At 69.1% G+C, this 26,874-nt stretch carries 20 protein-coding genes and 1 riboswitch; of the genes, 7 read left to right on the top strand and 13 right to left on the bottom strand.

Annotated elements, in window-relative coordinates:
* Positions 1-580: 580 nt before the first annotated feature.
* Positions 581-5,815: an apolipoprotein A-IV repeat region-like domain-containing protein gene (locus KHC27_RS06900; RefSeq protein ID WP_213336735.1), complete on the top strand. Its 5,235-nt coding sequence runs from the start codon at positions 581-583 to the stop codon at positions 5,813-5,815.
* A gap of 382 nt (positions 5,816-6,197) precedes the next feature.
* Here KHC27_RS06900 and KHC27_RS06895 read toward each other — a convergent pair whose 3' ends face one another.
* The 4 genes from KHC27_RS06895 to KHC27_RS06880 form a co-directional block, all read right to left on the bottom strand.
* Entirely contained in the window at positions 6,198-6,797 is a 600-nt protein-coding gene (locus KHC27_RS06895) for an ABC-type transport auxiliary lipoprotein family protein (RefSeq protein ID WP_343210851.1), read from the bottom strand.
* 72 nt (positions 6,798-6,869) lie between these two features.
* Positions 6,870-8,162 carry an MlaD family protein gene (locus tag KHC27_RS06890; RefSeq protein WP_213336732.1) on the bottom strand — a complete coding sequence of 431 codons (1,293 nt, stop codon included), beginning with the start codon at positions 8,160-8,162 and terminating at the stop codon, positions 6,870-6,872.
* A gap of 6 nt (positions 8,163-8,168) precedes the next feature.
* Positions 8,169-9,008, bottom strand: coding sequence for an ABC transporter ATP-binding protein (locus KHC27_RS06885; RefSeq protein ID WP_213336729.1), 840 nt, complete (start codon positions 9,006-9,008; stop codon positions 8,169-8,171).
* A 7-nt stretch (positions 9,009-9,015) separates the two neighbouring features.
* Positions 9,016-10,170, bottom strand: coding sequence for an MlaE family ABC transporter permease (locus KHC27_RS06880; RefSeq protein ID WP_246519712.1), 1,155 nt, complete (start codon positions 10,168-10,170; stop codon positions 9,016-9,018).
* 310 nt (positions 10,171-10,480) lie between these two features.
* On the opposite strand from KHC27_RS06880, the gene dgcA reads away from it, so the two are divergent.
* Positions 10,481-11,494 (top strand): N-acetyl-D-Glu racemase DgcA, encoded by a 1,014-nt coding sequence (gene dgcA / locus KHC27_RS06875; protein ID WP_213336723.1) that lies wholly within the window; start codon positions 10,481-10,483, stop codon positions 11,492-11,494.
* 3 nt (positions 11,495-11,497) lie between these two features.
* Here dgcA and thiD read toward each other — a convergent pair whose 3' ends face one another.
* Positions 11,498-12,358, bottom strand: a complete 861-nt coding sequence (gene thiD, locus KHC27_RS06870; protein WP_213336720.1) for a bifunctional hydroxymethylpyrimidine kinase/phosphomethylpyrimidine kinase — start codon at positions 12,356-12,358, stop codon at positions 11,498-11,500.
* 62 nt (positions 12,359-12,420) lie between these two features.
* Positions 12,421-12,518: riboswitch (TPP riboswitch) on the bottom strand.
* Between the two features lie 146 nt (positions 12,519-12,664).
* Here thiD and KHC27_RS06865 point away from each other — a divergent pair.
* A complete protein-coding gene (locus KHC27_RS06865) occupies positions 12,665-12,901 on the top strand; it encodes an Lrp/AsnC ligand binding domain-containing protein (protein WP_213336717.1) in 237 nt (78 codons plus the stop codon).
* A 4-nt stretch (positions 12,902-12,905) separates the two neighbouring features.
* Here the strand turns inward: KHC27_RS06865 and KHC27_RS06860 are convergent, their stop codons facing one another.
* The 4 genes from KHC27_RS06860 to KHC27_RS06845 form a co-directional block, all read right to left on the bottom strand.
* Complete coding sequence (locus KHC27_RS06860; protein ID WP_213336714.1) at positions 12,906-13,832, bottom strand: DMT family transporter; 927 nt, start codon at positions 13,830-13,832, stop codon at positions 12,906-12,908.
* Positions 13,833-13,988: 156 nt separating this feature from the next.
* On the bottom strand, positions 13,989-14,744 hold the full coding sequence (locus KHC27_RS06855) for a cytochrome b/b6 domain-containing protein (protein ID WP_343210849.1): 756 nt from the start codon (positions 14,742-14,744) through the stop codon (positions 13,989-13,991).
* The gene (locus tag KHC27_RS06850; protein ID WP_213336711.1) at positions 14,741-15,163 is read right to left on the bottom strand and encodes a c-type cytochrome; all 423 of its coding nucleotides are present in this window, start codon (positions 15,161-15,163) and stop codon (positions 14,741-14,743) included. The genes KHC27_RS06855 and KHC27_RS06850 overlap by 4 nt, the downstream gene beginning before the upstream one ends.
* Before the next feature lie 109 nt (positions 15,164-15,272).
* Positions 15,273-16,121: a fumarylacetoacetate hydrolase family protein gene (locus tag KHC27_RS06845; protein WP_213336708.1), complete on the bottom strand. Its 849-nt coding sequence runs from the start codon at positions 16,119-16,121 to the stop codon at positions 15,273-15,275.
* A gap of 140 nt (positions 16,122-16,261) precedes the next feature.
* Between KHC27_RS06845 and KHC27_RS06840 the strand changes: the two genes are divergently transcribed.
* From KHC27_RS06840 to KHC27_RS06830, 3 genes are all read left to right on the top strand, one after another.
* Entirely contained in the window at positions 16,262-16,852 is a 591-nt protein-coding gene (locus KHC27_RS06840; protein WP_343210848.1) for a LysE family translocator, read from the top strand.
* Positions 16,853-17,000: 148 nt separating this feature from the next.
* Positions 17,001-17,810, top strand: a complete 810-nt coding sequence (locus KHC27_RS06835; RefSeq protein ID WP_213336702.1) for a UDP-2,3-diacylglucosamine diphosphatase — start codon at positions 17,001-17,003, stop codon at positions 17,808-17,810.
* On the top strand, positions 17,810-18,874 hold the full coding sequence (locus tag KHC27_RS06830) for a glycosyltransferase family 4 protein (RefSeq protein ID WP_281416993.1): 1,065 nt from the start codon (positions 17,810-17,812) through the stop codon (positions 18,872-18,874). Before KHC27_RS06835 ends, KHC27_RS06830 begins: the two co-directional genes overlap by 1 nt.
* 41 nt (positions 18,875-18,915) lie before the next feature.
* Here KHC27_RS06830 and KHC27_RS06825 read toward each other — a convergent pair whose 3' ends face one another.
* Positions 18,916-19,920, bottom strand: coding sequence for a threonine ammonia-lyase (locus tag KHC27_RS06825; protein ID WP_213336699.1), 1,005 nt, complete (start codon positions 19,918-19,920; stop codon positions 18,916-18,918).
* A gap of 127 nt (positions 19,921-20,047) precedes the next feature.
* Between KHC27_RS06825 and KHC27_RS06820 the strand changes: the two genes are divergently transcribed.
* Positions 20,048-20,668 carry a helix-turn-helix domain-containing protein gene (locus KHC27_RS06820; RefSeq protein ID WP_213336696.1) on the top strand — a complete coding sequence of 207 codons (621 nt, stop codon included), beginning with the start codon at positions 20,048-20,050 and terminating at the stop codon, positions 20,666-20,668.
* 58 nt (positions 20,669-20,726) lie between these two features.
* Here KHC27_RS06820 and KHC27_RS06815 read toward each other — a convergent pair whose 3' ends face one another.
* The 3 genes from KHC27_RS06815 to murJ form a co-directional block, all read right to left on the bottom strand.
* On the bottom strand, positions 20,727-23,918 hold the full coding sequence (locus KHC27_RS06815) for an efflux RND transporter permease subunit (protein WP_213336693.1): 3,192 nt from the start codon (positions 23,916-23,918) through the stop codon (positions 20,727-20,729).
* Positions 23,919-23,934: 16 nt separating this feature from the next.
* Entirely contained in the window at positions 23,935-25,128 is a 1,194-nt protein-coding gene (locus KHC27_RS06810) for an efflux RND transporter periplasmic adaptor subunit (RefSeq protein WP_213336690.1), read from the bottom strand.
* Between the two features lie 121 nt (positions 25,129-25,249).
* A complete protein-coding gene (gene murJ / locus KHC27_RS06805) occupies positions 25,250-26,803 on the bottom strand; it encodes a murein biosynthesis integral membrane protein MurJ (protein ID WP_213336687.1) in 1,554 nt (517 codons plus the stop codon).
* Positions 26,804-26,874 lie beyond the last annotated feature (71 nt).

Here is a 26,874-nt window from a genome sequence, read left to right as displayed (position 1 = left end):
GGCTTCTCGCGGGCTGGAATGGTTCGAAGGCGGGCGGGCCTAGATAACCTCCGCCCGGCCGGATTGCCAGAGTGCCGCGCGCGGCGCCGCCCTCTCGCCGCTGTCGCGAGGCGGCATGGCCGCCCCTCCCGTCCGGGGTGCGGCGGTTTTTCCACATCCCCGGCCGCGACCGCCCGCCCGAGGACGATGACTGGACACATCGTCCACCTCACCGCACCGACTGGACTCCCGCGCCGCAACGTCCGACAATGGGTTCACCGGGCCGCCCAGAGGGCCGCCGCAGAGCCGCATTGCCGCCCATCCGGGCCCGCGGGTCTGCGCCGACGGTTTCAAAACACCTTCCGGCGGTATGGTGAACAGGTCGTTAACGATATCGACACACGTTTACGAAACCCTAGTTCCCTTTTGAAAGCCCCCCGGCATAGGATAAGGCTGCGGCAGACCAGAGACGTCACGGTTGCGGCCAAAAAGGCGTGTTCCCTAGGGGATACGCCGTGCGGCGTGGCGGAACGGGTAGGTGGCAACCCCGGCCCGACGGCGTGAGCCGGTCGGAGTAGCGTACGGACCGGAGGCGACGGCGATGTCGACGAGCACGAAGAAAGTTAACCAGGACCCCACCGCGGCCGCTCTGTCGGCGATCGAGGAGGCCCTGAATCTCGACCTGGCACATGGGCGGGACCAGACCCGCGACGGGCGGGACGACGACCAGGAGCCGGCGCGGTCCACGCGCAGCCCGGGCGACGATCTCGACCAGGATTTCGCGCCACGGCGCGACACCCGTGGCGAATCCTTCGATGATTCAGATCCTTACGAGGATCCGTTCGAAGGTGCGCGGCGGGACCGGGACCCCTTCGACCCCGACGCCTTCGCCGTCCGCCCCGCCGAGGGCGCCGCGCGCCCGCCCCGCGCCTTCGACGAGGGCGCGCCCGGCGGCGCCGATTACGACGAGACCGACTACGACGCGCCGCAATGGCCCGGCACCCAGACCCCGGTCCAGCCGGCCGACAGCGCCGCCTTCGAGCGCCTCGGCGGCCGCATCGCCGAGCACGCCCGCCCCGACACACGCGGACGGCGCGGCGAAGGCTCGTCGCCGGCGCGTCCCGCCAATGACGACCGCCAGAACATCGGCCAGATGCTCGCCGTGCTGCAGCGCCGCCCCTCCCGCGCGCCCTACCTCATCGCCGCCGTCGCCTCGGCGCTGTGGGTCGGCGCCGGCGCCTTCATCGCCCTCGCCCATCTGCGCGCCGCCGAAGCCGCCGGCCTTCCGGTCGACCTGCTCACCTCGCCCGCCCTGCTCGCCATCGTCGGCGGCATCGTCGTCCCGCCGATTTTCTTCTTCATTCTCGCGATGATGGTCGCCCGCACCCAGGAGATGCGCCTCGTCGCCCGCTCCATGGCGCAGGTCGCGATCCGCCTCGCCGAGCCCGACGCCATCACCACCGAAGCGGTCGTCACCTTCGGTCAGGCGATCCGCCGCGAAGTGACCGCCATGGGCGAAGGTGTCGAGCGCACCATCACCCGGGCCGGCGAACTCGAAGCCATGGTCCGCGCCGAAGTGGCCGTGCTGGAACGCGCCTATGACGAGAACGAGGTGCGCATGCGCGCCCTCATCGAGGCGTTGCAGGGCGAGCGCGAGGTCATCCTGACCCACGCCGAGCGGCTGCGCGACGCCATCGGCGGGGCCCACCACGCCTTCTCCCAGGAGATCGACGGCGTCGGCGAGCGCATCAACGCCACCGTGAACGACGCCGCCGAGCGCGTCACCACCACCCTGTCGGACAAGGGCGAGCACATCACGCTGGCGCTCGGCCGCGTCGGCGACACGATCATCGACGCCCTCACCGAGAAGGGCAACGACCTCATCGACCGCCTGCACGCCACCGGCAACGACGTCAGCAGCAATCTCACCGGCTCCAGCGAACAGCTCATCGCCTCGCTCACCTCGCAGACCGCCGGCATCAACGATCGCCTCTCGGAAGTCGCGCAGAGCGTCACCAACACGCTCGCCTCGCACACCGACGAAATCGGCACCCGCCTGCTCGACAGCGCTGCCGAGCTTTCCGACGTGGTGGCGCGCCGCACCGACGACATGGACGCCAAGCTCTCGGCCACCACCCAGGCCCTGACCGAGACGCTGGCCGCCCGCTCCGACCAGATCACCCAGACCCTCCTCGACACCGGCACCCGTCTCTCCGACGAGATCGCGGTGCGGGCGACCGAGGTGAACCAGACCCTGAAGGGCACGGGCGAAGCGCTGGTGCTCGACCTCTCCCGCCGCGGCGGCGACGTCGTCCGCAAGCTCGAGGAAACCGGCACCCGCATCGCCGACACCATCACCGTGCGCGGCGACGACCTCGCCGACCGCATCGGCGACACCGGCAACCGCATCTACGAGACCGTCGCGGTGCGCGGCGTCGAGCTGGAGCGCCTGCTCGCCGAAACCGGCCAGCGCGTGGCGGACCAGCTCCAGGGCGCCGGCGAGGGCATCAACGAGACCCTCTCCACCGCGGCCGACCGCTGGGCACTCGACCTCGCCGCCCGCAGCCACCAGCTCAGCGAGCACATGACCCGGGTCGGCGCCGAAGTGGCGCAGATCATCAGCTCGCGCGGCAACCGCGTCACCGAGCAGTTCCGCGAGACCGCGGAGACGCTGGCGACGACCATCGGCTCCAAGGGCGAAGCGATCAAGGAGATCCTCAACTCCCGGCTGAAGGCGTTCGAGGAGACCATCTCCGTGCGCGGCACCGAGCTGGCCGACCGCATCGGCGGCGAATCCTCCGCGCTGGAACGGCACATCGCCGAGAGCCTGCGAACCTTCGATTCCACGCTGCGGACCCAGGGCAGCAGCCTGGTGGGCCAGATCACCGGCGGGCTCCGTCTCTTCGACGAGACCCTGCGCGACCAGGGCAGCCACCTCGTCGGCCAGCTGACTGACCGGGTGGACCTGCTGGCCCGCTCGATCGAGCAGACGCTCACCACCTTCGACGACCGCGTCTACGCCAAGAATAACGAGATTTCGCAGTCTCTTGACCATCATCTCGCCCGCCTCGACGACAGCCTCGGCCAAGGCGCGCGCGAGCTGAACAGCACGCTGCATAGCGGGACGAGCGAGTTCGCCCGCACCGTGAGCGAAGGCACAAAGCTCGCCAGCGATTCGATGGACCGCTCGCTCGCAACGCTCGACGGCTTCTTCGCCGAGCGCACCAAGATCGTGACCGAGTCGCTCAGCGAGCGGATCGAACACGCCGACCGCACGCTCGGAAACCGCGCGCTGGAGATCGCCGGCACGCTGGACGCCCGCGTCAGCCGGTTCGAGGAGGCGGTGGTCGGCCGCCTCGAAAGCGTCGTCACCACCATCGAGGTGCGTGGCCAGGGCGTTGCCGAATCCCTCGCCCACCGCATGGAGACCGTCACCGGCATCCTGCGCACCGAAGCCGGCGCGGTGGAACGCACCCTGAACGGGCTGGTCGACAATGTCAGCCGCACCCTCACCGAGCGTGCCGGCTCCATCGCCGAGCTGTTCGACGCCCGTACCCACGAGCTGGCGCAGCTGGTGAACGAAGGCGGCAACGGCTTCCTCGCCGCGCTGAACGACCGCAGCATCGGCATTGCCTCGGAAATCACCCGCGCCAGCGGCGAGGTGCTGGCCGCGCTCGACACCCATCGCACTTCGCTGGCCCAGGCGCTGGAGCAGACCCATGGCCACGTGGTGCAGAACCTCTCCGCCGCAGGCGACGAGCTGATCCAGACCCTGGAGAACCGGTCGAGCGGCCTCATCCAGGCCATCGAGCAGACCCGCGGCATCGCGGTCGAGGACATCAGCCGCGCCAGCGACGAGTTGCTGCAGACCTTCGAAAACCGCTCCGGCAGCCTCATCAACGCGATCGAGACCACGCGCGGCACCGCCGTGCAGGACATCGAGCGCGCCAGCGACGGCCTGCTGCGGACGCTGGAGGAGCGCACCGGCACCATCGTCGCCGCCTTCGAAACCGCCACCGGCGGGCGTGCCGACCAGATCCTGCGCGCCAGCGAGGACATGCTGGCGGCCATCGAGAGCCGCACCGCCAACGCGGTCGAACTGTTCCAGCGCACCGCCAACGACGCCTCGGGCGAGATCGGCCGCGCCAGCGAGCAGCTCCTCGGCAATCTCGAGCGCCGCACGGGCGGGCTGGTGTCGGCGATCCACCGCACCGCCGACCATGCTTCCGGCGAGATCGGCCGGGTTAGCGAGGAACTGCTGCAGGCGCTGGAAGGGCGCACGGCGGGCCTCGTCGACTCCATCGCCAGCTCCGGCCGCGCCACCATCGGCGAGCTCGCCACCACCAACGAGTCACTGCGCACCGAGATCAACAACGTTCTCGCCCAGCTCTCGGAGATGAACGGCTCGCTGCAGGGCGTCCTCGCCAGCGCCGCCGGCAATCTCGGCACCATCGAGCAGGCGATGTCGCAGCGGCTGGAGGCGTTCCGCTCGACCATCGACCATGTGGAGGAATCAACCACCTTCAGCTCGGGCCGGATGGACGAGCAGATCCGCACGCTCCAGGGCGTCTCCACCGGCGTTCTGCAGGAGGTCGCGGAGCTGACCCAGCGCTTCAACGAGCAGGCCTCGGTCATCGCCAGCGTCGCCAACACCCTCAGCCAGACCCACAGCCATATCGACGCCACGCTTTCGGAACGCGGCGCCGGCATTGTCAGCCTCGCCGACACGCTGTCGGGCAAGGCCGACGAACTCGGCGACCGGCTCGGCTCGTTCGCTTCCGTGCTCAAGGGCACGCTGGAGAACGCCGAAGCCCGGGCCCAGGAAATCGCCGAACTGGTAGCCCAGTCGTCCGAGCATTCCGCCGCCGCCCTCAGCGAGCAGCAGGAGAAGATCCGCGCCCTCGCCGAGACCGAGCGCGACCGCACCACGGCCGCGCTGCACGCCGCCTATGAGGCGGCCGTGGGTGAAGTCGGCGCCCTCATGGAGCAGGCCAACTCCAGCTTCCTCGACGTGACGCGCGAGATGCGCAGTTCGACCGAGGAAATCCAGAAGCTGCTCAAGTCGACCCGCGAGGAGCTTCGCCGCGGCGTTCTCGAGCTGCCGGCCGAGACCGAGACCACTGCCGCGACCATGCGCCGGGCGGTTGCCGAGCAGATCAAGGCGCTCGCCGAGCTGAACGACATCGTCGCCAAGCAGGGCCGTGCGCTGGACATGGTGGAAGCCACCCCGCGCGGGCGCGCCGAGCCGGCCCCTGCCCCCGCTGCCCGTCCGGCCGCCTATCAGCGGCCTGAGGGCCGCGAACCGGCCTATCGCCCCGCGCCCGCCCCGCGCGAGCCGGCACCCCGCGAACCCGCCCCGCGCGGCCCGGCGGCCGGCGAAGGCGACGGCCGCGGCGGCTGGCTCTCCGACCTGCTGGCCCGCGCCTCCGGCGATGGCGACACCCCGCCCCCGCCGGCCCAGCCGTCGCGCGAGCCGGAGCGTCCGCTCCAGCACACCATCGAGTCGCTCGATTCGCTCTCGATGGACATTGCCCGGATGATCGACCACGAGGCCGTGGTCGAGCTGTGGGACCGCTACAAGCGGGGCGAGCGCAACGTCTTCACCCGCCGGCTCTACACCATGCAGGGCCAGCAGACCTTCGAGGACATCCGCCGGAAATACCGCCGCGACGGCGAGTTCCGCCAGACGGTCGATCACTACCTCAACGAGTTCGAGCGCCTGCTCGACCGCGTGTCGCGGGAGGAGCGCGGCCAGCAGCTCGCCCGGACCTATGTCACCTCCGACACCGGCAAGGTCTACACCATGCTCGCCCATGCCGCCGGCCGGTTCGACTGACCGCCCCGCGTGCCGCTGACATGACGAAGGGCCCCGCGAGGGGCCCTTTTTCATTGGTGGCGACGTGGCCTGCTGCGTTCGGCAAGCTTTGGCGGAGAGCCCCGGACCCTTACCTGGCACGCGGCGGTGCCACCGGAGACGGCGCCGTCGTTCAGATCGGGATCGCTACGCAGGCCCGCGCCAGAGAGGTCTGATGGGATGTCTATCCTCGCGGAGGGCCCGCCGCGTCCGCCGAGCAAAGGGCGGCGGGCGGGATGTCCTGCGGCCCGCTCAGCGACCGCTATGGAGACAAGGAGCAAGACCCGGCGCTTGCCGGGACCGCAAGCAGCGCAGCGCCGCGCCTATCCGCCGTATCGGGAGTGAACGCCCCTCCCCGATCCGCTCAATAGCCCGCCGCCCACCGCACAATGTCGCCGAACACCTGATCGGACGCCTGATCGAGCGCACGCGCGACTTCGGGGCCGGTGGAATTGGCGGCCGCGGTCCGGGCGGAGAACACCTTGGCGGCGACGATGCGGCCCGCCTTGTCGTCCACGATCTTGGCCGAGACCTCCACAACCGCCTCCGCCCCGCCGGCGGTCTGGAGGCCGAAGGTGCGGATGTCGGTCAGCAGCAGGAAGTCCGCGGTGATGCGGTCGCCCGGCCGGGCGACGGAGCGGGCACGGCTGCTGTTTTCGAAGGCTTCCAGCAGCCGCGCCTGGAACAGTGCCGGCAGGCGGTCGCTCCACTGCGCATCGGCGAGATAGGTGATCTGCCCCGGCGCCGGCTCGACGATGATCTTCTCGGTGTTGAGCACCGCCAGCGCGGTCGGCTCGGTCACGACCAGCGTGCCCCGGCTGCGCGGAGTCGTGACGACGTCGCGCGGAGCGCTGAGATCGAAGGTCGGAATCGGCCGGCTGCCGGCGCAGCCGCCAAGCGCCGCCGTGCCCATGCCGAGGGAAAGCAGGAGAGCGGCCCGTGCCAGACGTCGATACTCAGTCACGCAGTCCCCCAAGCCGTCCACATGTGCGAAATGCTGTCCATCCGCGACTCGCGCGCCCCCAGAGCGTCATCCTCACCGCCCAGTGTAGCTGGGAACGGTGGACCCGCCAAAAATGAACTGGCGCGGATTCCGTTCGAGATTGCGGAAAACCCGCTCGATTTCCGACAGCGTACGCCGTCCGTCGGCGGCGAGTGCCTCGTACTGGCGCAAACCCGGGCCGGTGAACTGGTTCAGGTTGCGGGCCAGTTCCGCGGTGCGGGTGTCGAGGTTGGCGGCCAGCAGGCGCACTTCCTCGGCAGCGGCGGAAATCTGGTTGAACATCCCCTTGCCCTCTTCACTGGAGGTCAAGCCATCCACGTTGTCGAGGATCTTGTCGAGCTTGTTGGCCATGCCGTTCAGCTTGCCCGAGAGCTCGGAAGCGTTTCGCAGCATGGAGTCGGTGTCGCCGGAGCGGTTCGCGAGGGTCTGCGAGAAGGTCGAGAAATTATCCACGGCGCTGCCGACCTTCGCCGGGTCGATCGACTGGGTGATCTGGTCCAGCCGGTTGAAGGTGGTCTCAAGCTGCGCCGAGAAGCTGCGGAAGGTGGCGGCGATGGCGCTGGCGTCGTCGATGAAGCCGCGGATCTTGTCGCTCGAGCTGGCCAGCTCGCCGGTGAACTTCTGAATGTTGTCCACCGTGTTGCCGACCTTCTGCGGGTCGATGGCCCCGCTGATCCGGTCGAGCGAGGCCGCAAGCGAATCGATCCGCCGGGCGGCGCTTCCGACATCGGCGAGGAAGCTGTTCACGTTGCCGGCATTGTCGCCCAGCGCCTGGGAGAACTTGTCGACATTGGTGATGACCGAATTGATCCGGGACTGGTTGTCCTGCAGCAGTTCGTCGACCCGGCGGGCGATGTCGTCGACCCGACCCAGAACCTGCTTGGCGCCTTCCATCAGGTCCTGAACGGCCGAGGCATCGGCCTGGATCTGCTGGAGCCCGCCATCCGGGGCGGGGGGCAGCGGGGCCGCGGTCGGGCTGCCGCCAACCAGGCCGATGGAGGCGATGCCGGTCAGAACCTGCGCATCGAGCCCGGCGCGGGTATCGGTCTTCACCGGCGTTCCCGGCGGCACGGCAATGGTCGCCACAACCCGGCGCGGATCCTTCGCATCCAGCCGGAGCCCGGTTACCTCGCCAACCGGAATGCCGTTGAAGGTGACCCCGGAACCACGCTGCAGCCCGCTCACCGGCCCATTGAACACCACGTCGTAGCTCACCCGCGGGCCGCGGCTGCCCGCGCCGTTAAACCACCAGACGAAGGCGAAGCCGGCGGCGATGACCGCGAGGGTGAACAGGCCGATGACCGTGTAGTTGGCGCGCGTTTCCATGGACGATCAGCCTCCAGCGCCGTGCGTCGACGCGCCAATTCCTGCCGCCCGAGCCCGTTTGCCACGAAAATAGGCCGAAAGCCACGGGTGATCGGAGGCGACCATGCTCTCGATCGGACCGACGGCGATGACCTTGCCGTCCGCCAGGGCCGCCACCCGGTCGCACACCGTATGGAGGCTGTCGAGATCGTGCGTAACCATGAACACCGTCAATCCAAGGGTCTGTTGCAGGGTGGCGATCAGATCGTCGAACTCGCCCGCGCCGATCGGGTCGAGGCCCGAGGTCGGCTCGTCGAGGAACAGGATTTCAGGGTCCAGCGCCAGCGAGCGCGCCAGCGCCGCCCGCTTGATCATGCCGCCGGACAGCTCCGAAGGGGCCTTCTCCGCGACATCGGGCTGGAGCCCCACCATCTCGATCTTGGCGATGGCGATCTCGTCCATCAGCCGGGGCGACATGTCGAGATATTCCCGCATCGGGAACTGGATGTTCTGTTTCACCGTCAGCGAGGAGAACAGCGCGCCCTGCTGGAAGAGAACGCCCCAGCGCCGCTCCAGCGCCTGCCGCTGGCGGTAGTCCGCCGTGTCGAGGTCCTGGCCGAACACCTCGACCGTTCCCGAGCGTTTGGGCACCAATCCGAGAATGGTGCGCGTCAGCACCGACTTGCCGCCGCCGGAAGCGCCGACGAAACCCATGATCTCGCCCGCCTTCACGTCGAGCGACAGGCCCTTGAGGATCGTGCGTTCGCCGAAGCCGACCACCAGATCGCGCACGCGGATGATGGGCTCCCCCGGCGGAATGGGGTCCGGCTCGAACTTCTGGCCGCTTCCGTTCGCTTTTCCGAGCATCCCCGCCTCACATGTCGATAGCGGCGAAGAAGATAGCGAACAGGCCATCCACCACGATGACGAGGAAGATCGACTTCACCACGGCCGCCGTGGTCTGGGCGCCCAGCGATTCGGCGCTGCCGCCCACCCGCATACCTTCCATGCAGGCAATGACCCCGATGATGGCGGCCATGAAAGGCGCCTTGATCATGCCGACCTCGAAGGTGTTCAGCGCGATGGCCTCCCGCAGACGGCTGACGAATATCTCAGGAGAGATAGCGCCATAGAGCCACGCCACCAGCCCACCGCCGAACAGCGCGAACATGTTGCCGAGGAAGGTGAGCAGCGGAACGGCGATGACGAGGGCGACGAGACGCGGCAGCACCAGCACCTCGATGGGGTCGAACCCCATCACCCGCAGGGCGTCGACCTCCTCGCGCATCTTCATCGAGCCCAGCTCGGCGGTGAAGGCGCTGCCGGAGCGGCCCGCGACCATGATCGAGACGATCAGAACGCCGAGCTCGCGCAGGGTCAGGACACCCACCATGTCCACCACATAGGTGGTCGCGCCAAAGCGGCGGAAGTGGAAGATTCCCTGCTGGGCGATGATGCAGCCGATCAGGAAGGTGATCAGCGCGATGATCGGCACCGCCCGCAGCCCAACGCGCTCAAGGTGGTAGACCATCGAGGTCCAGCGGAAATTCTGCGGCTTCAGCGCGATGCGGGCGAAGGAGGTCGCCACCTGCCCGACGAAGCCGAGGAACTGCAGCGCGTCCGTGCCCGCGCCCGCCACCGCGCGGCCGATGACGGTGAGCGCGCCGATGATGGGCGCCACCCTCTTGCGGGCGGCCGGCACCGAATGACACCCCCGCTCCACCTCGTCGAGCAGCGGCTTGAAGCGCGGATCGAGCCCCTCGATGCGAGCGGCGAAGCCGGCCTCCCGCAACAGGCGCAGCAGCCGGTCGATCAGCACCGCGCCGACGGTGTCGACGCGATCGAGACCGGAAAAATCCACACGCACGGCTGTGCCCGCCGCGCCATGCTGCCGGACATCCGCCAGCGCCTGGTCGACCGCCCCTTCGAGCGCACGACCCTGTGTCGCCGTCCACCGTCCGTTGCCGACGACCGTGAAGGCGCCGTCACGACGCACCGTGGCGAGAAGAGGGGCTTCAACGGCACCCAATGCGCAGCTCCTCGACGATCGCAGCGGGAACCCGACCGGGTCAACCGCACACAGGACAGGCATCGCCCCGGCGCGTGCCGCCCCGAAGACAGATGTCGTGTGTAGCCGGAGGGATGGGGTACGTCGAGGTGGCGAAGGCGTTCGACGGTATTTAATAACCGTTTACCATGACTTCCCCCGCTTCTGTTGTTTTTCAGCGACTTAGATGGCGCGGCACGCCGAGGGTGTGGGATCGGATCGGGTGGAACATGCGCCTTGCGGGGCTCGTATCCCGCCCCTGCGGCCTTCCGCCGAGGGGAGTATCGTCATCATGCCGAATCATTCCCAGCGCCCGCGAGGTCGTGCCGTGCCGTCCCTCGACGTCCGAATCGAACGTTTCCCCATCGCCGGAACCTTCACCATCGCCCGCGGCTCCAAGACCGAGGCGGTCGTGGTGGTGGCCCGGATCGAGGCCGACGGTGTCGTCGGCCGCGGCGAATGCGTGCCTTATGCCCGCTATGGCGAAAGCGTCGAGGCCGTCGCGGCGGCGATCGAGGCTCTGGCCCCGGCGGTGCGGCAGGGGCTCGACCGGGAAGCGCTCCAGTCCCGGCTTCCGCCGGGCGCGGCGCGCAATGCGCTCGACTGCGCCCTCTGGGACCTTGAGGCCAAGACGGCCGGGCGGCCGGCCCATGAACTCGCCGGCCTGCCCGCACCCGGCGCCGTGACAACGGCCTACACCATCAGCCTCGGCACGCCGGAAGCCATGGCGATCGCGGCCGCGGCGGCGCGGCGCCCGCTGCTGAAGCTGAAGCTTGGTGCGCCGGGCGATCCCGCGCGGCTCGCCGCGATCCGGGCGGCGGTTCCCGACGCCGAACTCGTGGTCGACGCGAATGAGGGCTGGGCCGCCGATACGCTGGCCGCCAATCTCGACGCCTGCGCCGAGCACGGCGTCACACTGGTCGAGCAGCCGCTGCCGGCTGGAGACGACGCTGCGCTTGCGGCGATGGCGCGGCCGGTCCCGATCTGCGCCGACGAGAGCGTGCACGGGCTCGACAGCCTGCACCGGCTGGTGGGGCGCTACGACGTCGTCAACGTGAAGCTCGACAAGACCGGCGGGCTCACCGAAGCGCTGGCGCTCGCCGAGGCGGCCGAGCGGCTCGGCCTCGGCATCATGGTCGGCTGCATGGTCGCGACCTCGCTTGCCATGGCACCCGCCATGCTGCTGACGCCGCGGGCCCGGGTGGTCGATCTCGACGGGCCGCTCCTCCTCGCGCGCGACCGGGCGCCGGGGCTGCGCTACGAAGGCAGCACCGTCTTCCCGCCGGAACCGGCGCTGTGGGGCTGACGCTCAGCCCCGGCCCGCCGTTGGCCAGGACGCATGGAAGTGATGGACGGGACCATGCCCGCGGCCGATCGTCAGGTCCTCGGCGCGCTCCAGCGCCCGGGTGAGGTAGAGCTTCGCCGCCTCGACGGCCTCCCGAAGCGGCAGCCCGCGGGCGAGGCCGGCGGTGATCGCGGAAGAGAGCGTGCACCCGGTGCCATGGGTATTTCGCGTCGCAATGCGCGGGGCGGAAAGCTCGATCACGCCTTCGGCATCGAGCAGCACGTCCACGCTTTCAGGGCCATCGCCGTGACCGCCCTTGACCAGCACCGCCTTGGGCCCCAGGGCGAGCAGACGCTCGGCCTGGGCCCGTGCCTCGGCAACGCTGGTCGCGGCTGGCGCGTCGAGCAGGGCGGCGGCCTCCGGGAGATTGGGGGTGATGAGCATCGCGCGGGGCAGCAGGGTGCGGCGAAGCTCCTCCACCGCCTCCGGCACCAGCAGGCGGTCGCCTGAGGCAGCGATCATCACCGGGTCCAGCACCACCGTGCGCAGGCCATGGCGATCGAGCCCCTCGGCAACCGCCGCGATGACCTCGGGCCGCGACAGCATGCCGATCTTCACCGCGCTGACATCGAGATCGGAGAACACCGCATCCATCTGCGCGGTAACGAAGGCCGGCGGGACGTCGTGGATGCCGCTGACGCCGAGCGTGTTCTGCGCGGTCAGCGCCGTGATGACGCTCGCGCCATAGACGGCAAGCGCGGAGAAGGTCTTGAGGTCGGCCTGAATGCCGGCGCCTCCGCCCGAATCCGAGCCCGCGATGGTTACCGCGATGGGTGTGGCCGACGCGCCGGCGGGACGGAACTGGCTGGTTAGATCGGTCGCCATGCTGGCCGCCTCCCTGGCCGGCCGAGGCTGACGCCGCACCGCGACGCCCGGCGCGCAGCCGGCGGCGCATGCGATCCGTTTCCTCCGCCGGCATGACCCGGATCAGGTTCGTGGGTTGGCGAACGCCTCTCAGCCCTGACGGGCACCCCAACGAGATCGTTGTTTCGCACATAGGCGAAGCGGCGCGCGCTTTCAAGAACGGCGGCGTGCGGCGGTGTCGCAGGCGGGCACGCCCGGCTCTTGCCAGCGTTCGGCGCTTCTGGTCCCTTGGGGCTCCTTGAATGCCGCGCCAGACGAAAGCCGCCAATGATCCCCTTCTTCGTTCAGATCAAATGCCTGCTCGGGCGCTCCTACGAGGTCGCCAACGCCATCGCCGACGCCGAGATTGCCTCGGAAATCTACTCCACCGCCGGCGATTTCGACCTGCTGGTGAAGTTCTACGTGCCGGAGACGACCGACATCGGCCATTTCGTGAATGAGAAGGTGCAGACCGTGCCCGGCATTCAGGACACCCGGACCATCATCACCTTCAAGGCCTTCTGACGGCTCAGCTCGGCGGCCCTGCCGGCTGGGCGGCAACGGCCTCGGCTTCGGCCTGCGCCACCGCCGGGCGGCGCTCGCGCCAGATCACGAACAGCCCGGCGCCGATCACCACCGCCGCCCCGACCAGCACCAGCAGCGGCGGCACCTCGGCGAACAGGATGAAGCCGAGCAGCAGCGACCAGAGCATGGCGGAATAGGCGAACGGCGCCACCACCGAGGCCGGGGCGTAACGGTAGCTCTCGGTCAGCAGGATCTGCCCGATACCGCCGAGGAACCCGATCAGCAGCAGCAGCCCGGCATCGCCCGCGCCCGGCAGCCGCCAGCCCCAGGCCGCCGTGGCGAGCCCGGCGACCGCGGCCAGCGCCTGGAAATAGAAGACGATCGCCGCGGTCGATTCGGTTGCGGTGAGGCGGCGCACCTGCACCATGGCGCCGGCCGTGAAGAAGGCGCCGAGCAGCGCGCAACCGGCCCCGAGCGCCCGCTCCCACGTCTCGAAGCCCCCGCCGATATGCGGCCACAGCATGACCACGACCCCGCCGAGCCCCGCCGCCACGGCCCACCAGCGATAGGCCTGCACCTTCTCGCCGAGAAACAGGGCGGCCAGCAGCACCGTCATCAGCGGCGCGGTGAAGCCGATGGCGGTGGCGTCGGCGAGCGGAATCCGCGCCAGCGCCGAGAACGCCAGAATCATGGCGCACACCCCGATGGTGCCGCGGGCGATATGGCCGAGCGGATGGGCGGTGCGCACCGCCGCCCCGATCTCGCCGCGCCACGCCAGCAAGGCCAGCAGCGGAAACAGGGCGAAGAAGGAGCGCGCGAACACCACCTCGCCCGTCGGCACGCGCAGCGACACCACGCGCACCAGCGCCGACATGATGGTGAACACGAACGTGGCGGCGATCTGGAGCGCGATGCCCTTGAGAGCGTTCATGGCGCGGCATGCAGCATCATTCGGCCACTCTGGCAAGAGTCCGCGCGCGCATGGCTGGATCGCGAGGAGCGGCGCGAAAGCTGCTCCAACGCGATGCACCCGCGGCCGCCGCGAGGCGGCATTATAAAGACCGCTGTCCGCCTATTGGCCGTTGCCTCACGGAAACGGCTTGCCTCCGGCCAGCGCGATGCCGCCGAACACGAGGGCGACTGCCATGGCGAGGCACGCGATGGCCCGGGCGATGGACCCCGGCGTGGCGCTGGCGACATCGACATAATGTCCCGCCGGCTTGCGCCCGCTGAGCATGGCGAGCACCAGATTGTCCCGTCCGAGCAGCGAATAGGCGAGATTGGCCGCTACGTGCAGCCCCAGCAGCACCAGCAGGTACTGGAATAGGTCCTGATGCAGCACGGAGGCGCGCTCGACCACCCAGCCCGCCGCAACCCGCACCATCGGCCCGTCGATCATGATGTCGTCGGTGGTGAACAGGCCGGTCACGGCCTGCGCCCCGACCAGCACCAGCAGCGCGACCACCATCCAGCCGCCGGCAGGATTGTGCCCGAGATAATGGCGCGGCCTGCCCTTCAGCAGGCCCGCGACATAGCCCACAACCGCCCGCGGCCCGGCGACGAAGCCGGCGAAGCGGGCGGTCGAGCCCCCGACCACACCCCACAGCAGCCGGAACACCAGAACAACCAGAATCGCGAGGCCGTTCCACATGTGCCAGACCAGATTGGCGTCGCCGTAATAGCGGCTGGCGAAGGCAAGCCCGACCAGCACCGCAAGCGTCCATTTCGACAGCCGGGTCGGCAGGTCCCAGGCAAGCGTGGTCGGGCGCGCCGCGGCCGCGCCGGCGTCGCGCGGGACGGCGATGCCGGGCGCCGGCGAAGCCGCCGGGTCGCGGACGCTCACTTCTTGACCCGGAAGGTCTCGTGGCAGGTGCCGCAGGTGCGGACCACGCCGGGGAAATTCGCCTTGAAGCTGGCTTCGTCGGTGATGGCCGCACGGGCCGCGGTGGCGTCCTGCTCGAACTTGGCGAACAGCGCCTTGAACTCGTCGTTGCGGCTCCACACCGCGGGCTGGGCATTGCCGGTCGCTCCGGGCGGGAACAGGCCCGGCAGCACCTTCGCGTTCTTGACGTAGAGGTCGAGCGCGGCCTGCACCTTGGCGAGATCGAAGGCGGCATCGCCCTTCAGCATATCGCCGACCGGCCGGGTCGCGCGCCCCCACTCCTTGAACAGCGCCTCGCGCTGGTCGACCGGGTCGCCCTGGGCGAGCGCGCCGGTGACGGCAAGGGCGGCGAAGGCGGTGGCGATAACGAGACGACGCATGAATGTTTCCCTCCCCGGGGAAGATGTTCCCCGGTTGCGGTGCAACATTAGAGAGGCACCAAACGCGCTGGCAATCGGCCGGCCAGCGCGCTCGCGTGCTCGTGAAGGCTCAGCCGGAGAAGGCCACAACCTTCTGCCGCTGCTCGCCGAGCCCCTCGATGCCGAGGGTGACGACATCACCCGGCTGGAGATAACGCGGCGGCTTCATGCCGAGCCCGACACCGGGCGGCGTGCCGGTGATGACGACGTCGCCCGGCTCCAGCACCATGAACTGGCTGATATAGGAGATGAGGATAGCGACGGGGAAGATCATCCTCGCGGTGGTGCCGCGCTGGCGCGGCTCGCCGTTGACGTCCAGCCACAGCGGCAGGTTCTGCACGTCCGCGATCTCGTCGGGCGTCACCAGGAACGGGCCGAGCGGACCGAAGGTCTCGCAGCTCTTGCCCTTGATCCACTGGCCGTTGCGCTCGATCTGAAACCCGCGCTCCGACACGTCATTGGCAAGGCAGAAACCGGCGATGTGGCGCATCGCGTCGGTCTCCTTCACATAGCGCGCGCGGCTGCCGATGACGATGCCGAGTTCCACCTCCCAGTCGAGCTTGGTCGAACCCTTCGGCTGCACGATGTCGTCATGCGGGCCCACGATGCAGTTGGGGGCCTTGGAGAACAGCACCGGCTCCGTTGGCAGCGGCATGCCGGCCTCGGCGGCGTGATCGGCATAATTGAGCCCGACCGCGACGAAGTGGCCGGGCCGGGTGACGCAGGCGCCCAGCCGCGCGCCGGCCGGCGCCGCCGGCAATGTGGAAGGGTCGATGGCACGCAGCCGCTCCAGCCCCTCCGGCGATAGCGTCGCGCCATCGAGGTCGGCGACGATGCCGCCGAGATCGCGCACCACCCCGTTCCCGTCGACCAGCCCCGGCCTTTCCTCGCCGAACGCCCCGAACCGCACCAGCTTCATGATCGTCTCCGACTCGTTTCGCGGGATCATCGGGCGATGACCGCCGGGGCGCAATGGCGTCGGTTCCGGGTTGTTGTGTGCAGGCGGACCGCGTAGCAAGCACAGAAAGGTCAGCAAGACTGACCATGGGAGGAAATGCCGTGACCTCGCCGATCTTTTCGCTTCTGCTTTTCGCCATAGCCGGCGCCTTCACCCCCGGCCCCAACAACATCATCTCCACCGCCTCCGGCGCCGCCTTCGGCTTCCGCCGGACGCTGCCGCAGATCTGGGGCGTCACGCTCGGCTTCCCGGTGATGGTCATTGCGGTGGGCTTCGGGCTCGGAGGGCTGTTCCGCACGGTGCCGCATCTGCACGAGGCGCTGAAATTCATCGGCGCGGCCTATCTGCTGTTCCTCGCCTGGAAGATCGCGGTGGCCGATCCCGCCTCGGGCTCCGCCATCTCCCAGCCCTTCACGCTGCTGCAGGCGGCACTGTTCCAGTGGGTCAATCCGAAGGCATGGACGCTGGCCCTGAGCGTGGTGCCAACCTTCACCACCGTGGGCGGCGATCTCGTCGGGGAGGTGCTGATGATCGCGGCGGTGATGGGAGCGGTGACCTTTCCGGCGCTGGCGGTGTGGGCAACGTTCGGCGTGCTGATCGCCCGGCTGGTGTCCAACCCGCGCGCCCATCGGCTGATCAACCTCGCCATGGCCCTGCTGGTGGCGGCCAGCGTCGTGCTTCTGTTCATGTGAACCCGGCGCGCGATCCGCCGGAAGGGCGGACGGCCGCCGCGCGTCAAAACGGGCTTTTCGCTGCGTCATAAAAGCGTGATGCGAGTCGGGCTTATCCTTGTGTGCAGGATGCACGGCCCCAAAGGGCACCGCGCAGAGAGGATCCGAGGTGAACGACGCACCCGACGCCCGGCGTTTCCGCAGCCTTTTCCTGTCCGATGTCCATCTCGGCACGAAAGGCTGCCAGGCCGATCTGCTGCTCGACTTTCTCCGCCATCACGAGGCCGACACGCTTTACCTCGTCGGCGACATCGTGGACGGCTGGCGGCTGCGCTCCGGCTGGTACTGGCCGCAGGCCCACAACGACGTGGTGCAGAAGCTGCTGCGCAAGGGCCGCAAGGGCACCCGCATCGTCTACCTCCCCGGCAATCACGACGAGTTCCTGCGCGACTATTACGGCAGCCATTTCGGCGGCATCGAAGTGGTGGAAACCGCGATCCACGAGGCCGCGGACGGCAAGCGCTACCTCGTCATCCATGGCGACGTGTTCGATGTCGTGGTGCGCCACGCCCGCTGGCTGGCCTTCCTCGGCGATGGCGCCTACACCACCGCGCTCATCGTCAACACCTATCTCAACTGGGTGCGCCGCAAGCTCGGCTTCCCCTACTGGTCGCTGAGCCAGTGGGCCAAGCTGAAGGTCAAGAACGCGGTGAACTTCATCGGCCGCTTCGAGGAGGCCGTGGCCACCGAGGCCCGCCGCCACAAGGTGGACGGCGTCATCTGCGGCCACATCCACCACGCCGTGATGCATGAGCAGTTCGGCCTCGCCTATCTCAACTGCGGCGACTGGGTCGAGAGCTGCACCGCCATCGTCGAACATGCCGACGGCCGGTTCGAGATCATCGACTGGGCGCGCACCACCCGCGCCGCGGCGCTCGGCGGGCCGGTTCTGCTCGAACGCCCCCGCGCGGCCGCCTGATGCGCGTCCTCATCGCGACCGATGCCTGGCACCCGCAGGTCAACGGCGTCGTCCGTTCGCTGGAGCACACGGCCTTTCACGCCGCCGCGCTGGGCGCCGAGATCCGCTTCCTGACGCCCGCCGATTTCCGCACCGTGCCGATGCCGACCTACCCGGAAATAAGGCTGGCATTGACCACGAGCCGCATGGTCGGCCGGCGCATACGCGACCTCGCGCCGGACTTCGTCCACATCGCCACCGAAGGGCCGATCGGGCTGATGACCCGCAGTTCCTGCCTCGCCCGCCGGCAGCCCTTCACCACCAGCTACCACACCCGGTTTCCGGAATATCTCGCGGCCCGCGCGCCGGTGCCCCAGCGCCTGTCCTATGCCTGGCTGCGCCGCTTCCACAATGCCGGCTCGGGCATGATGGTCTCGACCCCGACGCTGGAGGCCGAACTGCGCCAGCGCGGCTTCCGCAACATTCTGCGCTGGTCGCGTGGGGTGAACGCCCAGCTCTTCCGCCCGCGCAGCGCGGCGGAAATCGATGACGCCATGCTCGCCGCCCTGCCCCGCCCGATCTTCCTCTATGTCGGCCGTGTGGCGGTGGAAAAGAACGTCGAAGCCTTTCTCGGCCTCGACCTGCCCGGCAGCAAGGTTGTGGTGGGCGACGGCCCGGCCCGGGCGGAGCTGACGGCCCGCTACCCCGAGGCCCATTTCCTCGGCAAGCAGGAGGGCGAGCGGCTTGCCCGCACCTATTCGGCCGCCGACGTGTTCGTGTTTCCGAGCCTCACCGACACGTTCGGCATCGTGCTGCTGGAGGCGCTCGCGAGCGGCCTTCCGGTGGCCGCCTTCCCGGTCACCGGCCCGCTCGACGTCATCGGCCGCAGGACCGGAACCGCTGGCGCCGTCGGGATGCTCGATCAAAATCTGCGCGAGGCCGCCCTCGGGGCGCTGACGCTCGACCCGGCGGCGGCGCGGGATTTCGCGCTCGGCTACAGCTGGGAGGCCTGCACCGCGCAGTTCCTCGACAATATCCGCCGGGCGCAGCTCCCGCTCAAGCAGACGCTGGCGAAGGCCGGCTGATCAGGCGCCCGTGCGGCGGGCCACGCCGCCCGGCCGTGCCCTCAGGCCCGCCCGGCCACGCGCAGGCATTCGGCAAAGGTGCCGGGATCGACATTGCCGCCGGAGAGCACGATCGCCGCGGTCTTGCCCTTGAGATCGAGCCGCCCGGCCAGAACCGCCGCCAGCGCCACCGCGCCGCCCGGCTCCACCACGATCTTCATCTCCTCGAAGGCGAAGGCGACGGCGCGGGCGACTTCCTCGTCGCTGGCCGACACCCCCTCCCCGACCAGCCGCGAGCTGATCTCGAAAGTGAGGCGCCCTGGCGTCGCCGCCATCAGCGCGTCGCAGATCGAGCCGGAGGCCTGCTGATTCCGCTCGCGGTGGCCGGCGCGGAAAGAACGGGCGTGGTCGTCGAAGCCCGCCGGCTCGGCGGTGAGCACCCGGACGGACGGAAAACGCTGCTTCACCGCCAGCGCGATGCCCGACACCAGTCCGCCGCCGGAGGCGTTGGCGATCACCACGTCCGGCGCAAGGCCGAGGCTTTCCATGTCCTGCGCGATCTCCAGCCCGACCGTGCCCTGCCCGGCGATGATGTGGAAATCGTCATAGGGCGGCACGAACACCGCGCCCCGCTCGGCGGCGATGGCGGCCGCGATGGCGTCGCGATCCTCGACGCCACGTTCGTATTGCACCACCTCGCCGCCGAAGGCGATGGTGCGGGCGCGCTTCATCGCCGGCGCATCGCGCGGCATCACGATCACCGAGGGCATGCCCAGCAGGGTCGCCGCCGCCGCCACGCCCTGGGCATGGTTGCCGGAGGAACAGGCGACCACGCCGCCGCCCTTCTGCTCCGGCCCCAGCCGGGAGATGCGGTTATAGGCGCCACGGAACTTGAAGGAGCCGGTGCGCTGGAGCGGCTCCGGCTTGAGGAAGATGCGCCCGCCGGTCAGCGCGTCGAGCTTGGGGCACGCGACCAGAGGGGTGCGCACCGCGACCTCGGCAAGGCGCTCGGCGGCGGAGACAACGTCGGCATAGGACGGCAGGCGGGGGTGCAGATTCTCGCTCATGCCGTCAGTCTATCCCCGGCGCGTGCCGGCTGCACCCATGCCGCCAACAGAATCGCGTGACACCCGCCGGCCGTTGCAATGGGCGCCGGCCGCTCTAATGTCGCCCCGGGGTTGGGCAGGAGGAAGCATGTCGGGGCGCACGCGGATCATCGACAGGGGCGGCATGGACGCCGGCGCGCAGGCCATCACCGGCCAGCTCGGGCGCACCGTCCAGCGGCTGCGCAAGGCCTATAATCTCTCGCTCTCCGACCTTGCCGAACAGTCCGGCGTCGCGAAGTCGATCATCAGCCAGATCGAGCGCAACGAGACCAACCCGACGCTTGCCACCGTATGGCGGCTGTCGCAGGCGCTGGACATGTCGATCGAGCGGTTCCTCGCCGCCACCGACGACGAACCCTTCGTCGAGCATCTCAGCCGGTCGGACACGCCCATGTTGCTGTCGGAGGACGGCAAATGCCGCCTCACCATCACCGGCTGGATCAAGACGGTGGAATGGCTGCAGTGGTTCGACTTCGTTGCCGAACCCGGCGGCGAGCTGGTCTCCGACGGCCACCAGCGCGGCTCCATCGAGTGCCTCTCGGTCATTTCGGGCGAGCTGGAGGTGGAGTGCGGCGACGTCACCGAGCTGGCCCGCGCCGGCGAGACGCTGCGCTACCGCTGCGACCGCCGCCACGTCATCCGCAACACCGGCAGGGAGGTGGCGCACGCCACCATGGTCTGCCTGCTCAAGGCCGCCGTGCTGGACTGAGCGGCGCTTTCTGTCCCATGCGCCGCGACCTTGCGGGCCGCGGCGCGGAACCGGCGGGTCAGTGCGCCGCGCTCGGCGAAGCCGGCGGCGTCTCGGCCGAGCCCGCGCCATCGCGCTTCTTGCGGCTGCCGAGCGAGGCGAGCCAGCGCGACACCACATAGAAGGTGGGCGTGAACAGCAGGCCGAACACCGTCACGCCGAGCATGCCGGAGAACACCGCGGTGCCCAGCGCCTGGCGCAGCTCGGCGCCGGCGCCGGTGGCGATCACCAGCGGCACCACGCCGAGGATGAAGGCCAGCGAGGTCATGATGATCGGCCGCAGACGCAGTTTGGCCGCCTCGGTCGCCGCCGCGAAGCGGTTGTGGCCCTGGTCCTCGAGCTGGCGGGCATATTCCACGATCAGGATCGCGTTCTTCGCCGCGAGGCCGATGAGCACGATGAAACCGACCTGGCTCAGGATGTTGTTGTCCATGTGGCGGATCAGGATGCCCGTCACCGCCGCGATGAGACACATCGGCACGATGAGGATGACCGCCAGCGGCAGCGTCAGGCTTTCATACTGCGCCGCCAGCACCAGGAACACGAACACCACGCCGAGGCCGAAGGCGAAGATGGCGGTGTTGCCGGCCCGGATCTGCTGGTAGGCCAGCGCCGTCCACTCGAAGGAGAAGCCCTCCGGCAGCGTCTCGCGGGCGATCTGCTCCATGGTCGCGATGGCCTGGCCCTGCGAGAAGCCGGGCGCGGTATTGCCGTCCAGCTCCGCCGCCGGATACAGGTTGTAGCGGGGCACACGGTAGGGACCGGAGATGTCGCGCACCGTCGCAAAGGAACCGATCGGGACGGTCTCGCCATTGTTGTTCTTCACCCGCAGCCTCAGCAGGTCTTCCGGCGTCAGGCGGAAGGGCGCGTCGGCCTGGGCCTGCACCCGGTAGGTGCGGCCGAACAGGTTGAAGTCGTTCACATAGGACGAGCCGATATAGGTCTGCAGCGCGCCGAACACCTCGGACATGTTCACGCCGAGGAGCTGGGCCTTGGTCCGGTCGATGTCGAGGAAGAGCTGCGGCGTCGAGGTCTCGAACAGCGAATAGACCTGAACGAGGCCCGGCGTCTGGTTCGCCCGTCCCATCATCGCATAGACCGCGCCCTGCAGCGCGCCATAGCCGCGGCCGTTGCGGTCCTCGATCATCATGCGGAAGCCGCCGGCATTGCCGATGCCCTGCACCGGCGGCGGCTGCACCACGATCATGAAGGCTTCCTCGATCGAGGCGAGCTTCTGGAACAGCGCCCCCTGGATCGCCCCGGCCGATTCACCCGGCCGGGTGGCTCGCTCCGCCGCCGGCGCCAGGATGACGAACATCGCGCCGGCATTGGGCGCATTGGTGAAGGTGGCACCGGAGAAGCCGACGATGTTCACCACATGGGCGACGCCCGGGGTGGCGAGCGCGATCTTGGCCGCGCGCTGCATCACGTCGTTGGTGCGCTCCAGCGCCGCGCCGCCGGGCAGCTGCGAGGCGACGATGAGATAGCCGCGATCCTGCTGGGGGATGAAGCCCTGCGGGGTGTCGCGGAAGACCTGGAAGCCGAAGAACAGGATGGCGCCATAGACCAGCAGCACCAGCACCGCGAAGCGCACGAGACGGCCGGTCAGCCAGCCATAGCCGCGCGAGACCCCGTCGAAGCCGCGGTTGAAATAGTAGAAGAAGCCGGTGATGGGGCGCGCATACCAGGCCGGCTTGCGGTCCTTCTGGTGCGGGCGCAGCAGCAGGGCGCACATGGCCGGCGAGAGGGTGAGCGACACCAGCAGCGAGATCAGCGTCGAGCCCGCGATGGTAAGCGCGAACTGCCGGTAGAACTGGCCGGAGATGCCGGTGATGAAGGCGGACGGCACGAAGACCGACGCCAGCACCAGCGAGATGGCGACGAGGGCGCCGCCCACCTCGTCCATAGTCTTGTAGGCCGCATCCCGCGGGCTGAGCCCGGTCGAGATGTTGTGCTCGACGCTCTCCACCACGACGATGGCGTCGTCCACCACGATGCCGATGGCCAGCACCAGGCCGAACAGCGACAGGTTGTTCAGCGAGAAGCCGAACAGGCTCATGATGAAGAAGGTGCCGATCAGCGAGACCGGGATCGCCAGGATCGGGATGATCGCGGCGCGCCACGTCTGCAGGAACAGGATCACCACGATCACCACCAGCACCACCGCCTCGATGATGGTGTGCTCCACCGCGCGCACCGACTCCGCGATGAACTGGGTGGGGTTGTAGGCGGTGGAATAGGTGATGCCGGGCGGGAAGGACTTGGCGATCTCCTTCATCGCCGCCTCGATCGCCTGCCCGGTGTCCAGCGCGTTGGAGCCGGGAAGCTGGAAGATGCCGAGCGCCACCGAGGGCTTGGAGTCGAAATAGGAGATCGACGAATTATCCTGCGCCGCGATCTCGATGCGCGCGACATCGCGCAGCCGCACCACCGCGTCGCCGGTCTGGCGGACGACGATGTTGCCGAACTCCTCCGGCGTCGAGAGGCGGCCGAGGGTGCGCACCGCCACCTGGAAGGCAAGCTGGTGGGGCACCGGCGGGGCGTTGAGCACGCCCGAGGCGACCTGGATGTTCTGCGCCTGCAGCGCGCCGGTGACGTCGCTGGCGGCGAGGTTCAGCGCCTGCAGCTTGTTCGGGTCCAGCCAGATCTGCATCGCATAGTCGCGGCTGCCGAACACGGTGATGGAGCCGACGCCCTTAACGCGCTGGAGCTGGTCCTTGATCTGCAGATTCGCGTAGTTCGAGATGAACAGCGAGTCGCGCGAGTCGTCCGGCGAGAACAGGCTGACGACCATCAGGATGTCGGGCGAGCTCTTCGCCACCGTCACGCCGATCTGCTGCACGTCCTGCGGCAGGCGCGGGGTGGCGGTGGCGACCCGGTTCTGCACCTGAACCTGCGCAATATCGAGGTCAGTGCCGACCTCGAAGGTCACGGCGATGGAGAAACGCCCGTCCGCGCTCGAGTTCGACGAGACGTAGAGCATGTTCTCCACGCCGTTGATCTGCTGCTCGATCGGCGCGACCACGGTGTCGGCGACCGTCTCGGCGCTGGCGCCGGGATACTGGCCGGTAACGTTGATCACCGGCGGCGCGATTTCGGGATATTGCGCGACCGGGAGCGAGAGAAAGGCGACGGCGCCGAGGATCATCACCACGATCGAGACGACGGAGGCGAAGATCGGGCGGTCGATGAAGAAGTGCGAGAAGCGCATGGTTCGGCCTCCCGGCTCAGTTGGCGGCCGAGGGGGCGGGCGCGTCCGGCTTCTTCTGCTCTTCCTGGGCGACGACCTTGGAGCCGGGCCGGATGCGCATCAGCCCGTTCACGACCACCAGGTCGTCCGGGCCGAGCCCGCTGGTGATGACGCGCTTGCCGTCGATCACCCGGCCGAGGGTGACGTATTTCGTCTGCGGCGCCTGCGGCTCGGCGCCGGGGGCCATGACATAGACGAACTTGCGGGTCTGCTCCGTTCCGATGGCGACGTCGGGCACCAGCATCGCCGGGTGCGGCGCCGAGGCCGGCACCTGGATGCGGCCGAACATGCCGGGGGTGAACAGCCCGTTCGGGTTGGCGAACCGCGCGCGGCCGCGGATGGTGCCCGTCGTCTCGCTGATGCGGTTGTCGACGAAGTCCATGGTGCCGTCGTGCGGGAATCCCTGCTCGGTGATCAGGCCGAGCTTCACCGGAACCGGCTGGTCGGCGCTGGCGAAGCGGTCCGCCATCGACTTGTAGCGGAGGTAGGATGCCTCATCGAGGGTGAACTCGAAATAGATCGGGTCCAGCGAGACGACGGTGGCCAGCAGCGTGTTGGTGTTGGTGCCGCCGGAGCCGCCGGTCACGAGGTTGCCGACGGCGGCGCGGCGGTCGCCGATGCGGCCGGTGACCGGGGAGTGCAGCTCGGCGAAATCGAGATCGAGCTGAGCGGCGGCGACCGCGGCCTGGTTGGCCGCGACCTGGGCCCGCGCCGTGCGCTCGGTCTGCTGGCGCTGGTCGTAGGTCTGCCGGGAAATTGCGGTGGAGGTCTTGTCCTGAAGCAGGGTCTCGGCACGCTGGAGATCGGACACCGCGAAGTCGAGATCGGCCTGGGAGCGCTGGAGATTGGCCTGCGCCTGCTGCAGGGCGACCTGGAAGGGGCGCTTGTCGATGACGAAGAGCAGGTCGCCCTTCTTCACCATCTGGCCGTCGGTGAAGGCGATGCGGTCGAGATAGCCGGAGACGCGGGCATAGATGTTGACGAGGTCCACCGCCGCGAAGCGACCGACATATTCGTCATAGTCGGTGATGGTCTGCACCTGCGGCTTGGCGACCGTCACCGGCGGGGGCGGCGGCGCAGACTGCTGCGCCTGCTGCTGCTCGCAGCCGGCAAGGCCAATTGCCACGAGGGCCAGGAATCCGACGGCAATGCGCGGGGCGAGGGCTTTCATAGAACGCTCTCCGAACAGACTGACAGGCGGGCATCGGCCCGACCGGCTGCACCCCCGTCCCGCAACGGAGGTCGCCAGATGTCAGCCACTACCACAGTTTTGTTGCACTGCGTAAGTCCACCTATGCAGCAGGCGTGCGCGCCGGGCGGCTTCGCAGCATGCCGCGCAGGTGGCGCGGGCCGAGAAGTGCCAGCAGCAGCACGCCATAGAGCACGGCGGCCCCCACGACGCAGGCCGCCAGCCTCGCCTCCTCCCGGAAAGCGGGCAGCCCCGCCACCACCGGCACCAGCGCCTGCGCCAGCGCGTAGAGAGCCCCGCCCAGCGCCAGCCCGATGACCGTCAGGCGCGGCAAGGTGCGGAACAGCGCGCCGTCCCCGGCGGGATAGCCGGCGCGCCGGGCGAACCAGATCAGCAGCCCGAGGCTGACCCATCCGCCCGCCGATGTGGCGAAGGCGAGCCCGACCTGGGCGAACTGGTTCATCAGCGCCACCTTGAGGCCGATATTGACCACGGCACCCAGCAGGGTCGCGACCACGGGGGTGCGGGTGTCGCCACGCGCATAGAAAGGCGACATGAAGCTGCGCATCACCACGAAGGTCGGCAGGCCGATCGCATAGGCGGCGAGCGTCGCACCCGCCGCGCTCGCATGCTCCGGGCCGAAGGCGCCGCGCATGAACAGCCCCCGCATGATCAGCTCGGGAATGGCCAGCGACGCCGCCACGAAGGGCAGGCTGAGCGTCAGCGTCAGCTCCACCGCCCGGGCCTGCGCGTAGCGCGCGCCCTCGTCGTCGCCCGCGGCAAGGCGGCGCGACATTTCCGGCAGCAGCACGATGCCGGCCGCGATGCCGACGATGCCGATCGGGAGCTGGTTGATGCGGTCGGCATAGAACAGCGCGGCGATGGAGCCCTGCGGCAGGAAGGAGGCGATCAGCGTGTCGGCGAAGATCGCGAGCTGTACCCCCGCCGAGCCGACGATCGCCGGCCCCAGCGCGCGCAGGAAGGCCCGCATCTCCGGGTCGAGCCTCGGCCGGGCGAAGCGGATGCGGATGCCCGCCCATTCGGCGTCGAACACCAGCAGCCCGAGCTGGAGGAAACCCGAGATCAGAACGCCCCAGGAGGCGGCATGGCCGGCCGTGGGAAACAGCCCGGCGACGCTGAGCGTGCCGACCATGGCGACGTTGAGGAAGATGGAGGCCGCCGCCGCCGCCCAGAACCGGTCATTGGCGTTCAGCACGCCGCCGACCAGCGTCACCACCGCGATGAGGCCGAGATAGGGGAAGGTGATGCGGGTGAAGCTGACCGTCAGCGCGAAGCGCTCGGGATCGGCCGAAAGGCCGGGCGCCATGATGCGCACCACCCATTCGGTCCCCGCCAGCGCCGCCGCCAGCAGAACGAGCTGGGTGAGGACGACCCCGGTCAGTATCTCGCCGGAAAAGACGGTGGCGCGCGCCTCGCCCTGCCGCGTCTTCACCCGCGCGAAGGCCGGCACGAAAGCGGCGTTGAAGGCGCCTTCGGCGAAGATCGCGCGGAAATGGTTAGGCAGCCGGAAGGCGATGTAGAAGGCCTCCGCGATCGGGCCGGCCCCCAGCGTCGCCGCCAGCACGATGTCGCGCAGGAAGCCGGTGAGGCGGGAGATGAGGGTCCAGCCGCCGACGGAGAAGATGCTACGGATCATGGGGCTCGATCAGCCGTCTCGCCGCGCTTGGAATCGGCGCCCGGCGAGGCAGGCGCGCGGGCGGCAAACTA

This window comes from Ancylobacter lacus, from assembly GCF_018390635.1.
GTDB lineage: Bacteria > Pseudomonadota > Alphaproteobacteria > Rhizobiales > Xanthobacteraceae > Ancylobacter > Ancylobacter lacus.
Note: the sequence above shows the minus strand (reverse complement) of the source record. Positions and strands in the feature narration are given on the sequence as shown.

Excerpts from the sequence above, each read along its gene's own strand:
- KHC27_RS06850 (WP_213336711.1), bottom strand. The coding sequence starts at position 15,163 with ATGCGTCGTCTCGTTATCGCCACCGCCTTCGCCGCCCTTGCCGTCACC.
- KHC27_RS06900 (WP_213336735.1), top strand. The coding sequence starts at position 581 with ATGTCGACGAGCACGAAGAAAGTTAACCAGGACCCCACCGCGGCCGCT.
- KHC27_RS06865 (WP_213336717.1), top strand. The coding sequence starts at position 12,665 with ATGATCCCCTTCTTCGTTCAGATCAAATGCCTGCTCGGGCGCTCCTAC.
- dgcA (WP_213336723.1), top strand. The coding sequence starts at position 10,481 with ATGCCGAATCATTCCCAGCGCCCGCGAGGTCGTGCCGTGCCGTCCCTC.
- KHC27_RS06830 (WP_281416993.1), top strand. The coding sequence starts at position 17,810 with ATGCGCGTCCTCATCGCGACCGATGCCTGGCACCCGCAGGTCAACGGC.
- thiD (WP_213336720.1), bottom strand. The coding sequence starts at position 12,358 with ATGGCGACCGATCTAACCAGCCAGTTCCGTCCCGCCGGCGCGTCGGCC.
- KHC27_RS06815 (WP_213336693.1), bottom strand. The coding sequence starts at position 23,918 with ATGCGCTTCTCGCACTTCTTCATCGACCGCCCGATCTTCGCCTCCGTC.
- murJ (WP_213336687.1), bottom strand. The coding sequence starts at position 26,803 with ATGATCCGTAGCATCTTCTCCGTCGGCGGCTGGACCCTCATCTCCCGC.
- KHC27_RS06890 (WP_213336732.1), bottom strand. The coding sequence starts at position 8,162 with ATGGAAACGCGCGCCAACTACACGGTCATCGGCCTGTTCACCCTCGCG.
- KHC27_RS06860 (WP_213336714.1), bottom strand. The coding sequence starts at position 13,832 with ATGAACGCTCTCAAGGGCATCGCGCTCCAGATCGCCGCCACGTTCGTG.
- KHC27_RS06810 (WP_213336690.1), bottom strand. The coding sequence starts at position 25,128 with ATGAAAGCCCTCGCCCCGCGCATTGCCGTCGGATTCCTGGCCCTCGTG.
- KHC27_RS06885 (WP_213336729.1), bottom strand. The coding sequence starts at position 9,008 with ATGCTCGGAAAAGCGAACGGAAGCGGCCAGAAGTTCGAGCCGGACCCC.
- KHC27_RS06825 (WP_213336699.1), bottom strand. The coding sequence starts at position 19,920 with ATGAGCGAGAATCTGCACCCCCGCCTGCCGTCCTATGCCGACGTTGTC.
- KHC27_RS06845 (WP_213336708.1), bottom strand. The coding sequence starts at position 16,121 with ATGAAGCTGGTGCGGTTCGGGGCGTTCGGCGAGGAAAGGCCGGGGCTG.
- KHC27_RS06820 (WP_213336696.1), top strand. The coding sequence starts at position 20,048 with ATGTCGGGGCGCACGCGGATCATCGACAGGGGCGGCATGGACGCCGGC.